The sequence below is a fragment of the Lacinutrix sp. YIN62 genome, from assembly GCF_057219185.1.
In genome coordinates, this window is the sequence record NZ_JBXVVH010000094.1 from 1 (window position 1) to 517 (window position 517).

Annotated in this window: 1 protein-coding gene and 1 pseudogene; both read right to left on the reverse strand. The window is 34.6% G+C overall.

What is annotated here, in order from left to right; all coding sequences use genetic code 11:
* Positions 1–189 (reverse strand): annotated as a pseudogene (locus AC2D8I_RS16350) (hypothetical protein); the annotation flags it as partial.
* 30 nt (positions 190–219) lie between these two features.
* Positions 220–517 (reverse strand): type IX secretion system membrane protein PorP/SprF (locus AC2D8I_RS16355; RefSeq protein WP_484707186.1); only part of this gene is annotated, 298 nt, incomplete at its 5' end.

The window sequence follows — 517 nt, forward strand, 5'->3', positions numbered from 1 at the left end:
TTCTGCTAAACGGCCATAGATGTAAGGGTCTCCTTTGCCTTTTTCTATTAATTTATTGTAGGCTTCGGCTGCTTTTACAAACTCTAGTTTTGCAAAGTGCTTGTCGGCTTTCTTGGTCGCTTTGCTTTGAGCATTTGTGCTCAGGCTACCCAAGAATACTAATGTTATAAATAATGCTATATTTTTCATCTGATGATTTTTATCTTTTTATTTAAACAATTAGAAATAACGTGGTGAACGAGATATTTTCTTTGGTAGGAAAATATCGAAATTAATAAACACCTCGTGTGATGAACTAGTGGCTATGTCTAAATCGGATTGGATACTATCGTATGCGTAACCTATTCTTAAGTTTGGTGAGATCATAAAATTAATCATTCCGCTAAAGGAATCTTCTAAACGGTATCCAGCGCCTATTTCTACAACGTCATACATAAAAAGGTTTAGGTTTACATCGTAACTTAAAGGGGCATCGAATGCTATTTTAGCTAAGGCGTGTGGTTTTAATTTAAAGTTT